The following is a 12,034-nucleotide window of genomic DNA, read 5'->3' as shown; positions in this document are numbered from 1 at the left end:
GAGAGGAGCTGACGCATTCGTCGTAGGATCTGGCGAACGACGGGCGGCGGCGAGGGAGTGCGAGCGCCTGATTACTGCAGGGCGCCGATGACCTCGACGCCCGGCGTGGTCGACCAGGTAGCGAAGTCGGTGATCGGGCGATTGGTGACGTTGAAGCCGGCACCGGTCGAGAAGGCGATCGGGAGGGTGGTCCAATCTTTCGTGCCGGTCAGCGCGATGTCGGTGCGGCCGTCCCCGTTGAAGTCGCCGGGCACGACTCTGGCGCCGGTGGCGGCCCAGGCGGCGAAGTCGCCGACGCCGGTATTGGCGACCTCGAAGGTTCCATCGCCGCGCGAGTAGGCGACGGGAACGGTATTCCAGCCGCTCGTGCCGGTGAGGGCAATGTCGGTACGGCCGTCCCCGTTGAAGTCGCCGGGGACGACCTCGGCGCCGGTGGCGGCCCAGGTGGCGAAATCACCGATGGGCTTGTTGGTGATGTCGAAGGTGCCGTTGCCGCGGGAGAAGGCGACGGGCACGGTGCTCCAGCCAGTGCCGCCGACGAGGGCGATGTCGGTGCGGCCGTCGCGGTTGAAGTCGCCGGGCACGACGCTGGCGTCGGTGGCGGCCCAGGCTGCAAAGTCGCCGACGAGTTGGTTGGTGATGTCGAACCTGCCATTACCCCGCGAGAAGGCGATCGGCACGGTGGTCCAATCATGGGTGCCGGTCAGGGCGAGATCGATGCGGCCGTCGCGGTTGAAGTCACCCGGGACGACCTTGGCGCCGGTGGCGGCCCAGCTGGCGAAGTCACCGACGGCCCGGTTGGTGACGTCGAAGCTGCCATCGCCCCTGGAGAAGGCGACCGGCAGGGTGCTCCAGCCGCTCGTGCCGGTCAGGGCGAGATCGGTGCGACCGTCGCGGTTGAAGTCGCCCGGGATGACCTCGGCGCCGGTGGCAGCCCAGACGGCGAAGTCCTCGATGGTCCGGTTGGTGACGTCGAAGGCGCCGCCGCCCCTGGAGAAGGCGACCGGCAGGGTGCTCCAACCGCTCGTGCCGGTCAGCACGATGTCGGTGCGACCATCACGGTCGAAATCACCGTGGACGACCCTGGCGCCGGTGGCGGCCCAGACGGCGAAGTCGCCCACGCCCTTGTTGGTGACGGTGAAGTTGCCGTCGCCGATGGACGCGGCGACCGGCACGGTCTGCCAGCCGCTGGGCCCCGTCAGCGCGAGGTCGGAGCGACCATCCCCGTCGAAGTCGACGATTCTTTTTAAAGGGTCTGCGGCGGCGGGGTCGTCCGCGGCGCTCAGCCAGGAAACCGCGCCGGGCTCGCCATCCGCGGCCTGCACGGGAGCGGCGAGGGTGAGACCAGGAGCGGCCAACACGGCGCACGAAAGGAAGAGCCCGTTCGGCGGATTCGTGGGCTTGCGAGCTTGAATGAATACCATGACAGCCTCCGACTCGGGCCGCGAAGCATGGCGGGCGCTCGTAACCCGGCGAGCGTGCTCGGCCGCGAATTGATCGGGTTTTTAGCCGGAGCGATCGAGCGGCCATAACCCGGTCGCATGCGCTCCGCGACGACCGTGGGGCCGAGCGACGAGGAGGTCGCTGCTATGATTCCCTGGGCCGTATGCGAGTCGTCGGGTATTCGTTTAATAAAAAATGTCGTCAGTGGCGTGCCCGGCATTCGACGCGGGGCGGGTCGATGGCGGGGCGTGGGCCGTGCAGGGCCTCGCGACGCCAGCGCCGCAGGCAGGTCCTGGCGATCCACGTCGAGGCGAGCATCGCGGCGACGGCCACGAGCTTGCCCGGCCAGCCGGGATAGAAGAACAGGAGGCACAGCCCCACGGCGGCCAGGGTTTGGACGGCGTCGGCTCCGCGGCCGAAGATGCGGGCGACGAAGGCTTCCCAGTCGTCGACCGAGAACTCCGGGGCGTCGCGCCGCGAGGGAAGTCCGGTCATGGGGAAGGCCGGGGCCGGGGCGGTGGCTTCGAGCAGATTCGCAGCGCGTCGCGCGAGGCGTCGCCGATAGAGGCGCTCGACGAGGCCGCCCCACAGCGCGTGGAAGATGCAGACGCCGAGGGCGGTCTGCCACCAGTTGGATTGCAGGGACTCGGCGAGGCTGAAGAAGCCGATGTAGCCGAGCCAGTAGACCAGGGCGATCGGGGTGAGCCAAGCGCGGGCCCAGAATTGTCGGGTCGGCAACAATCCCCACCGCTGCGGCGGCAGCGGTTTGGTATCGACAATGGCGAGGTCAGACATGGTGCTCCCGGCTGACGTTCTGCGCCTTGTTGCACTTGCCGACGATGTATTGATCGACGCCCTTGAAGCTCAGGCTGCCGGGGGCGACGCAGCCGGGTGCGAGCGGGCCGGCGACCGCGGCGCAGGTGCCCGCGGCGAGGACGCCAGCGGCGGCGCCTGCCATCTTGCCCGCGAGCCAGCAGCCCCACCCGCGCTCGTCGCCGAGGAGCAGCTCCTGGACGGGCTGGCTGTGCGCGACCTGGACGATGCTGTCCGCGAGGGCGAGAACGTCGGCGTGGTCGAGGGCGAGGCCGGGATGGATGCCGGCGAGCTCGCCGCGGTGGAGATCGATCGCGGCGATCATCGCCTCGTCAAGAAGGACGAGCAGGGCGCCGGTGCCGTCGACCCCGGCGAAGACTTCGAGGCCGACGCGGCCGAGGTCCGGCCAATCATAGGAGAGCTCGAGGTCGATGCCCTCGCCCGGATTGGTGACGATGTGGATCGTGGTCGGTGCAATGGCCGCGAAGGGTGGCTCCGCGTCGGGCGCCGTCGCCGGGTAGGGGAAGGCGAGCGCGGCGGCGAGAATGTGCGGATGGAGCATATTCAGCTTCATGGGAGAGGCCGTCGACCCGGCAAGCAGGCGCGCTCTTCCGCGTGCGAGGCAGCACAACTCCTCGCGCGCGGCCTCCCCGGCCGTGGTCGGGGCGCTGCGGGGGGCCCGAGCGGCGCGAGCGGCGGGGGCGTGACGGACGCGATACAATCGGTGGGCGCGACGCCGAAAGCAGCGATGCCGGCGCGGGTTGTTCGATATTCGCGCGACGCTCGGATCACGGTGTGTCGATTTTTGACGAACAAATATGCCCGCCGTGATTCATAAGACATGTCCATGGGACATGTCTTTACGCCGGGCCGGTCACGGCGGGCTCGATGGTTGGCCTGTCCCTTCGGACGGGGGCTTCAGGTTCAAAGGCAGGAGCACCGAGCGGGTCGTCAGCACGGCGTGGCGGGCGGGTCGCAGGTCGGGATCGCCGATCGCCGCGACCACCCACACCTCGCCGCGATCGAGCGCCAGCACGTGTCGGGGGGTCAGCGGCTCGGGGCCTGGCGGCGGCAGCTCGGGGCCTCCAGGCAGCGCGGCGGTCGGCTTGCCGGGCGCGTCGACCGGCGCGAGCGCGATCGCCTCCCACTGCAGCGCGCCGGGGCGGTGGCGGTGCAGGCCGCGATCGTCGACGAGCCACAGCGTGCCGTCGGGCGCCTCGGCCAGCGAGGTGATGCAGCCGCCGTCCGGGCGCGGGAACGGCTGCCAGGTCGCTCCCGACAGGCGCTCGAGCGCAGGCCGGCCGTCCGGCAGGCAGCGGTGGGCGTAGAGCAGGGACGGGTCGCGGCCGACCACGATCGTCGGGCTGCGCGTGAGGTCGAGGGCGCCGTGTCCGGGGAGCGGCAGGCGGGTCCATTCGGGGGCGCCCGGCGACCAGCGGAGCAGCGCGAGGGTGAACGAGGGATCGAAGCCGACGACGACGACCGAGCCGTCGGCGAAGGTCAGGAGTTGCTCGCCGCCGCGGCCCGGCGGCAAGGGTGGCCACGGCGGCGGGGGGCCGTCGTCGAGGCGATCGATCACGAGCGGGGCGGGGGGTCCGAGGGCGTCGCCGAACAACGATTCGAGGGACCCGCGCAGACCGAGGAGCGCGCCGTCGTGACCGATCGCGAAGGCGCTGTAAAATTGCGGCGGCTCGAAGGTCGGTGGTGCGCCGACCCACGCGCCATCGTGCCAGCGCTGGACCGCGGCCCCGAGGTCGCGGCGGGTGGCGCTCGGGGCGACGACGAACGCGCGATCGGGCCAGCGGCCGCCGATGTACGTCACGGGCCCGCGCGGCCAGCCGCGCAGCAGGCGGGTCTCGCTGGCGAGCGGGGCGTGGTCCTCGGCGAGCGCGAGCACGCCGGGGCCGTGGACCGCGACGGCGCCGCCGGCCAGCGGGCTCACGCCCAGCGGACCGGCGAACACGGCGGCCAGCCGGAGCGGGCGCTGCGAGTGGTCGCTGTCCCTGGGGACAGGTGGGACCTCGCGCGGCGGCGGCTCCTGGATGTCCTCGGGGACAGGTTGATGCGGGGCGCAGGCGCCCGCGAGCGCGCAGGCGAGGGCGAGCTCGCGGGCCGACATGCGTTCGATGCTAACACGGCCGCCCGCGCGCGGCCGCCCGCGCGCGGTCCGTCGCCGCGCGTCTCAGTTGTTGACCTTGACGCCGAGCACCGCCTTGGCGGCGAGCGTGGTGGCGGTGTTGCAATGGGGCAGCGAGGACCAGCCGGTCAGGTTGAGCACGGGGTTGACGACCTCGCGGTGCTTGCCGTGGGTGGTCGAGCCGCCGCGGCAGCTGGCGCCGTCCTCGTCGTAGCCGCCTTCGATGTTCCAGCCCGAGGCGGAGGTCCAGGTGAACAGGCCGCCGAGCGGGTCGTGCGGCGAGATCAGGTTGCCGGGCTCGGTGCGCGGCGCGTCGTCGTGCCAGGCCATCCACATGCGCAGCATGGCGGTGCGCTGGCTGGCCTTCAGGCCGCGGTAGGTGCTGGCGTCGTAGAAGGCGTTGAGGCGGTACTGGCCCTTCGACACCGCGCCGTTGAGGCAGCCGTTGATGAAGTAGCCGCTGTCCAAGTCGATCGTCGGGCCGGCGGCGGGGCTGTAGCCCAGGGTGACCTCGGGGCTCAGCACGGAGCTGAAGCGGTAGTTGGCGGCGAGCAGGCCGCCGTCGTCGTCGTCGGGGCAGACGTGGTACCAGCCGGAGCCCTTCGAGGTCTCGGGGTAGAGCTCGTCGTCCTTGGGCTCGACGTCGGTGACGAACACGTAGCGGCAGATGCTCACGCTCGAGATGTAGAGGCCCGGCTCGCACTCGACGTCTTCGATCCTCAGCTGGCCGGTGAACGGCGCCTCCAGCGGGTCATACGGGGTGACGAGGAGGTCGAACACGGCGCCCTCGACGGCTTCACCGGTGAGCATGCCGAAGTAGCCGAGATCGAGCTGGAGCTGGCCGTCCTCTTTGACGAGGAAGTCCGTGAACGCCCGCGGGATTTCGTCGTGGAGGCCGAAGCCGCCGGTGACCCGGATGTCGGCGGTGAAGTTGGCGGCGTCGCCGTTGATGATCTCCTTGATGTTCGACAGCATGTGGTCGCCGACCATGGAGGTGTTGCCGACCGGCGGCGGGGTGCAATCGGAGCCGACGCAGCGGAACTCGGAGCCGACGGCGAAATCGTCGGCGAGCGGCGCGTCGCAACCGACGGCGAGGGTAAGGGTGGAAGCCAGGAGGAAGAGGTTGTGGGTCGTCTTGTGCATGGTAGTGCCCGAACTACATCCGGCAGGTGACCGCCGTGTCGGCTTCAATTGCCCGCCTCCGGAACTTTCCGTCGCGGCGGCGCAAATAGGCCTCCAGGGCCCGTTCGAGCGCTCCGCAGCGGGAAGTCTCCGTCGTGAGCGGCGTCTCCGGCGGCGACCGCGAGGTCCGACGGCGCGCGTGACCTGAATGCTCGAAGCGGGATGACGGGGCGTCCGCCCGATGGCCATGAATTCAGACACACTGTCCGCACCGGCCATGACGCCCGACGAGACCAACGGAGGCACGGACGAGGGCGGAGAGCCGTCCGAACCGTCCGTCCGCGGCGATAGCGACACGATCCCGCGGCTGCCGACGCCGGAGGCAGACGAGGTCGGGCTCGACAAGCGTCTGGTCAAGCGGGCCCTGTTCCCGCGCCGGACGACGCCGGTGCAGATCGGGCGGTTCCAGATCCTGGGGGTGATCGGGCGCGGCGGGATGGGGGTGGTCTACGCGGCCTACGACGACCTGCTCGACCGCAAGGTCGCGGTCAAGCTGCTGCTCTCCGAGTCGGTGCGCGACCTTTCGCTGTCGCGCGGGCGACTGATGCGCGAGGCGCAGGCGATGGCCCGGCTGCAGCACCCCAACATCGTCACGGTCCACGAGGTCGGGCGCGACGACGATCAGGTGTTCGTGGCGATGGAGTTCGTCCGCGGCGCGTCGCTCGACGCGTGGGCCCAGCAGGACCGGCCGTGGCGCGAGATCGTGGCGGTGTTCGTCCGCGCCGGCCGCGGGCTCGAGGCGGCCCACCGCGCGGGCCTCATCCACCGCGACTTCAAGCCGGCCAACGTGATGGTCGGCGACGACGGTACGGTCAAGGTGCTCGACTTCGGGCTGGCCCGCGCGGCCGACGACGGGGCGCCGGCCGAGCCCGATCTGCCGCGTCACATCCAGCAGGCCGCGTCGCACCTGGCCCCGCTGACGCGCACCGGGGTGGTCCTCGGCACGCCGGCGTATATGTCGCCCGAGGCCCACCGCGGCGAGCCCTCGACGGCGGCCAGCGATCAGTTCAGCTTCTGCGTGTCGCTGTATCAATGCCTCTACAAGCAGCCGGCGTTCGATACGACGTCGCTGGCGACGCTGCTGGCCGAGCTGCGGCGCGGCAAGGTGGCGCCGCCGCCCGCGGGCACGCCGGTGCCGGCGCGGATCTTCCGGGCGCTGCGCCGCGGGCTGGCGAGCGCGCCAGACGAGCGCTTCCCGTCGATGACGGCGCTGCTGGCCGAGCTCGAGCACGATCCGGGGGCGACGCGCCGGCGCCTCGCGGTGCTCGGCTTGACGGCGGTGGCGACCGCGACGGCGGCGTTCTTCGCCGCGGAGCGCGGGCCGGAGGCAGCCCGCTGCCCCGACGCGCAGGCCGAGCTGGCAGGCGTATGGGACCCGGCCCGCGCGGCGGCGGTCCGCGCGGCGCTGACGAAGGCGGGCACGGCCGCGGCCACGGAGGCGCTGGCGAGCGTGCCGGGGCGGATCGATCGATACGCGGCTTCATGGGTCGAGATGCGCAACGAGGCGTGCGTGGCCCACGTGGAGGCGCGGCAGTCGTCGCCGCTGTTCGACCTCCGCACCGCGTGCCTCGACCAGCGGCGCGCCGGCCTCGACGCGCTGGTGCTCGCGCTCACGCAGGTCGACGCGGCCGGGGTCGGGGCGGTGGTCCAGGCGACCGCCGAGCTGCCGCCGCTGGCCCGCTGCGCCGATGTCGAGGCGCTCACCGCCGCGGTCCCGCCGCCCGACGAGCCGCACCTGCGCGTGGCCGTGCAGGCCCACCGCGAGGCCCTGGCGCGCGCGCAGGTCCGCGAGGACGCGGCCCAGTACGCGCTCGGCGAGGCGCTGGTAGGAGATGTCCTCAAGGACAGCTCGGCGCTGACCTACGAGCCGCTGCGCGCCGAGGCGCTGCTGCAGCGCGGCAGCCTGGCGATGGAGGCGGGCCGTCACGCCGAGGCCGAGAGCGCGTTCACGGAGGCGCTGCTGGCCGCGATCGGAGCCGGGCACGACGCGGTGGCGGCGCAGGCCAGCTCGAAGCGGGCCTATCTGCGGGCGATCCCGCTGAGCCGCCCGCAGGAGGCGCGCGCCGAGATCCCGCTGGTGACGGCGATCAACCGCAGGGTCGCGGGCGACGTCGATCTGTACGCCGAGTTCCTCAACAACATGGGCGCGGTGATGATCGCCAGCCGCGACCTGCCGGCGACCCGCGACTACTGGGAGCAGGCGGCGGCGCTGCGCGAGCGGCACGGCCGCAGCGACACGCCGAAGGGCCTCGAGACCACCGCCAACCTCGGGCTGCTGGCGCGCCAGCAGAACCGCGACGAGGACATGGTGGCGCTGTACGCCCGCGCCGCCGCGGCCTCGGAGGCGCTGTTCGGGCCGCGCCACGCGGTGCACCTGCGCCACGCGTGGCTGCTGGCCGACGGGCTGTGGCGCCTCGGTCGGCCGCGGCAGGCGCTGGCGGCGATGCGGTCGATCGAGCAGCGCTTCGACAGCCTCGACAACGGCTACGTGCGCGGGATGATCCGCCACGGGATGGCGCTGGTCGAGCTCGACGAGGGGCTGCTGGCAGAGGCGCGCGTGCACCTCGACGCGGCGCTGGCGGAGGTGCCCGAGGCGTCGATGACGTACGACGCGGTGCTGTGCGAGCGCGTGCGGCTGTTCGCGCTCGCGGGCGACGCGGCGGGGATGGAGGCCGAGTATGCGCGCGCGCTGGCTCGCTTGCCGACGCCCGAGCCGTCGCAGGCGAAATACCAGTGGCTGCTGTCGGCCCGCGGCCGGGCCCTCGACGCGATCGGTCGCCCGGACGAGGCGATAGGGCCGCTGGCGCAGATGCACGCGGCCCTGGCTGCCGCCGAGAGCAGCCTCGACGCCGCCGCGATCGCGGTGATCCTCGGCGAGATCCGCGTGAAGCTCGGGCGCCTCGACGAGGCCGAAGCCGACCTGCAACAGGCGCGGGCCGACCTCGAGCGCCTGGCGCCGCCGCACAACCTGATCCTCGCGGGCTCGATCGTCGCGCTCGCCGGGCTGGCGCTGGCGCGCGAGCGCTTCGAGGAGACGGCCGAGCTGGCCGGTGAGGCGCTGGCGATCTACGAGGTGGTCGCCGAGCCCGACCACTTGCCGGCGCTGCGGGCCCGCTTCCTGCGCGCGCAGGGCCTCACAGGGGCGGCGCGCGAGGTGCCGGCCGCGGCCCGCCCGCTGATCGCGGCGGCGCTCGCGGGCTGGCGCGACAAGTCGCGCGCGGGCGAGCTGCAGCGCGCAGAGGCGTGGCTGGCGGCGCGGGAGCCGTGAAGAACAAAGGTGTCTTTCCGGGCATGTCGTGGAGGACATGTCATGGGCCGGGAGCGCTCATGTCCGACGGGGAATGTCCATCTTTACATGTCGCATGGGACATGTCCGATGCACCACCCTGCCGCTTCCCCGCCCTGGTCCGCGGGACCAGCGAGGCCGCACACGGCAGCACCAGCAGCGTCAAGAACAGCGTCGAGAGCAGCCCGCCGACCACCACCGTCGCCAGCGGGCGCTGCACGTCCGAGCCGATGCCGGTCGCGCGAGCGGCCGGGACCATCCCGAGCAGCGCCACCAGGATCATCAGCAGCAGCGGCCGTAGCGCCCGGGTCGCCCCGCGCACCGCCGACTCCGCGGCCGTGTCCGCCTCGGCCGTGCGGATCGACTCGACCAGCAGCACCCCGCTCATCACCGCCACCCCGAACAGCGACACCATCCCGACCGCCGCCGACACGCTGAGGTGGATCCCGCGCAGCCACAGCGCGAACACCCCGCCGAGCAGCGAGAACGGCACGCACGCCAGCACCAGCAGCGCCCAGCGCAGCGAGCGGAACGCGAAGAACAGCAGCGACACGATGATGCCGAGCGTCAGCGGCAGGATCACCACCAGGCGCCGGCGCGCGCGCTCGAGGTTCTCGAACTGCCCGCCCCACTCGAGCTGGTACCCGGGCGGCAGCTGCAGCGCTGCCCGCAGCCTGGCCTGCGCCTCGGCCACGAAGCTGCCCTGATCGCGCCCGCGGATGTTGGTGCGCACCGTGACTTGGCGGTGGTTCTCGCGCCGGGCGATGATCGTCGCGCCTTCGACCACCTCGATGTCGGCGACCTCGGCCAGCGGCACCCGGCCCCCGCGGTGCGGCGTGATCAGCAGGCGGCCGATCGCGTCGCCGCTGGCCCGCGCCTCCGGGATGAACCGCAGCGCCACCGCGAACCGCCGCGAGCCCTCGTAGACGGTGTCGATCGGGCGCCCGCCGATCGCCAGGCTCACCAGCTGCTGCACGTCGCGGACGTCGACCCCGTGGCGCGCCATGTCGGCCCGCCGCAGCCGCAGCCGCAGCTGCTCTTGCCCCGCCTCCTGCTCGATCGCCGTGTCGGCCGCGCCCGGGATGCCCGCCACCACCTCGCGGCTCTGCACCGCCAGCCGACGCAGCTCGCCGAGGTCCGGGCCGCGGATGATGATCGCCAGGTCGGCCGACGAGCCGGTCGCCGCCTCCGTCGCGTTGTCGAGGATCGGCTGGGTGAAGCTGAACGTCGCGCCGGGGATCGCCGCGCGCAGCCGGGCCGCCAGCGCCTCGACCAGGTCGGCCTTGATCTGTCCTTTAGGCCATGTGTCATAAGGTTGCAGCGCGACCAGGAGCTCGTTGCGGTTGGGCCCGTACGGGTCGGTCCCGGAGTCGTTGCGGCCGGTCTGCGAGCTGACGAGCCGCACCTCGGGCGACTGCAGCACCAGCGCGCGGATCGTCGACGCGACCTCGGCCGACTTGAACAGCGACAGCCCGGGCGGCAAGTTGCAGCGGATCCAGATCGAGCCCTCGTCGAGCTGCGGCAGGAACTCGGTGCCGACGCGGCGCCCGAGGACCACCAGCGCCGCCACCGTCGCCAGCGCCGCCACGATCACCACCAGCCGCGCGCGGCGGACGAGCCGGCCGATCCACCGCTCGTAGGCGCGGGCGCTGGCCTTCATCACCCGGCTGTCGCGGATCCGGACCCGGCGGCGGAACAGGTAGCTGGCGAGCACCGGCGTCAGCGTCAGGCACAGCAGCAGCGAGCCGAGCAGCGCCGTGCTGACCGTGAACGCCATCGGCGTGAACAGCCGCCGCTCGATCCGCTGCAGCATGAACAGCGGCAGGTACGCGGCGATGATGATCGCCAGCGAGAACACGATCGGCCGCGCCGTCGCGCACGCCGCTTCGTCGAGCTCCGCCACCGTCGCCGGCGCCCCCGGGTCGGGGCGGCGCTGCAGCCGGTGCACCAGCGCCTCGACCATCACCAGCGTACCGTCGACGATGATGCCGAAGTCGAGCGCGCCGAGGCTGAGCAGGTTGGCCGCGACCCCCGCCAGCTTCATGCACACGAACGCGAACAGCAGCGACATCGGGATCGTCAGCGCCGTCAGCAACGCCGCGCGCACGCTGCCGAGCAGGAACACCAGCACCAGCACGACGATGCTCACGCCCTCGGCGAGCGTGCGCGACACCGTGCGCAGCGTCCGGCCGACCATCTCGCTGCGGTCGTAGAACCCGACGATGCGGGCCCCCGCCAGCTCCTCGCCGGCGTTGAGCGCGTCGACGCGGGCGTGGATCCCCGCCAGCACCTCGCTCGGGTTCTCCCACCGGCGCATCAGCACCAGCCCCTCGACCCCGCCCTGCGTCGCGTCGATGCCGAAGATGCCTGTCGGCGGCGCGGCCCCGATCCGCACCGTGGCGACGTCGCGGACGAAGATCGGCACCCCGTCGTCGACGCCCACCAGCGTCGACGCGATGTCCTCCGCCGACTGCAGCTGACCCACGCTGCGCACCGCGATCGCCTGCTGCCCGTTGTCGATCACCCCGCCGCCGGCGTTGGCGTTGTTGTCCTCGATCGCGCCGTCGATGTCCTCGATCGACAGGTGGTACTTCTCGAGCGCGAGCGGGTCGAGCTCGACCTGGTACTGCCGGACCTCGCCGCCGAACGTGACGACATCGGCCACCCCCGGCGCCTGCAGCAGCCGCGGCGCCACCACCCAGTCCTGCAGGGTCCGCAGTCGCATCGGCGTCAGCGTGTCGCTGACGAGGTGATAGCGGTACATCTCGCCGATCGCCGACGACATCGGTCCGAGCGACGAGGACACCCCCGGCGGCAGATCGGCGTCACGCAGCTTCTCCAGCACCACCTGGCGCGCCACCAGGTCGTCGATGCGGTCGTCGAACGTCAGCTCGACCACCGACAGGCCGAAGATCGTCCGCGAGCGCCGGCCGATCACGTGCGGCACGCTGCCGAGGGCCCGCTCGATCGGCACCGTCACCAGCTGCTCGACCTCCTCGGCCGCGTAGCCGGGCAAGGTCGTGACGACGACCACCTGCGTGTCCGAGACGTCGGGGTACGCCTCGATCTTGAGCGTCAGCAGCGCGTACGTCCCGGCCGCGATCCACAGGACCGCCGCGAACAGCACCGCGAGGCGGAAGCGCAGGGCCAGCGTCGGGAGTCGCGTCAGCATC

Annotated in this window: 7 protein-coding genes; 1 reads left to right on the top strand and 6 read right to left on the bottom strand. The window is 72.2% G+C overall.

Going from position 1 to position 12,034, the window contains the following annotated elements; translation table 11 throughout:
• Positions 1–71: 71 nt before the first annotated feature.
• The 5 genes from POL25_RS06625 to POL25_RS06605 all read right to left on the bottom strand — a co-directional run bounded on the left by POL25_RS06625 (position 72) and on the right by POL25_RS06605 (position 5,536).
• Positions 72–1,424, bottom strand: a complete 1,353-nt coding sequence (locus POL25_RS06625; protein WP_272085050.1) for an FG-GAP repeat domain-containing protein — start codon at positions 1,422–1,424, stop codon at positions 72–74.
• 220 nt (positions 1,425–1,644) lie between these two features.
• Positions 1,645–2,238, bottom strand: coding sequence for a hypothetical protein (locus POL25_RS06620; RefSeq protein ID WP_272085049.1), 594 nt, complete (start codon positions 2,236–2,238; stop codon positions 1,645–1,647).
• Positions 2,231–2,818: a hypothetical protein gene (locus POL25_RS06615; protein ID WP_272085048.1), complete on the bottom strand. Its 588-nt coding sequence runs from the start codon at positions 2,816–2,818 to the stop codon at positions 2,231–2,233. The genes POL25_RS06620 and POL25_RS06615 overlap by 8 nt, the downstream gene beginning before the upstream one ends.
• A gap of 312 nt (positions 2,819–3,130) precedes the next feature.
• A complete protein-coding gene (locus POL25_RS06610) occupies positions 3,131–4,375 on the bottom strand; it encodes a hypothetical protein (RefSeq protein WP_272085047.1) in 1,245 nt (414 codons plus the stop codon).
• A 63-nt stretch (positions 4,376–4,438) separates the two neighbouring features.
• Positions 4,439–5,536: a hypothetical protein gene (locus POL25_RS06605; RefSeq protein ID WP_272085046.1), complete on the bottom strand. Its 1,098-nt coding sequence runs from the start codon at positions 5,534–5,536 to the stop codon at positions 4,439–4,441.
• Between the two features lie 256 nt (positions 5,537–5,792).
• Between POL25_RS06605 and POL25_RS06600 the strand changes: the two genes are divergently transcribed.
• The gene (locus POL25_RS06600) at positions 5,793–8,843 is read left to right on the top strand and encodes a serine/threonine-protein kinase (RefSeq protein ID WP_272085045.1); all 3,051 of its coding nucleotides are present in this window, start codon (positions 5,793–5,795) and stop codon (positions 8,841–8,843) included.
• A 40-nt stretch (positions 8,844–8,883) separates the two neighbouring features.
• On the opposite strand, the gene POL25_RS06595 is transcribed toward POL25_RS06600, so the two are convergent.
• A complete protein-coding gene (locus POL25_RS06595) occupies positions 8,884–12,033 on the bottom strand; it encodes an efflux RND transporter permease subunit (RefSeq protein WP_272085044.1) in 3,150 nt (1,049 codons plus the stop codon).
• Position 12,034 lies beyond the last annotated feature (1 nt).

Source organism: Nannocystis bainbridge (genome assembly GCF_028368995.1).
Classification (GTDB): domain Bacteria; phylum Myxococcota_A; class Polyangia; order Nannocystales; family Nannocystaceae; genus Nannocystis; species Nannocystis bainbridge.
Note: the sequence above shows the minus strand (reverse complement) of the source record. Positions and strands in the feature narration are given on the sequence as shown.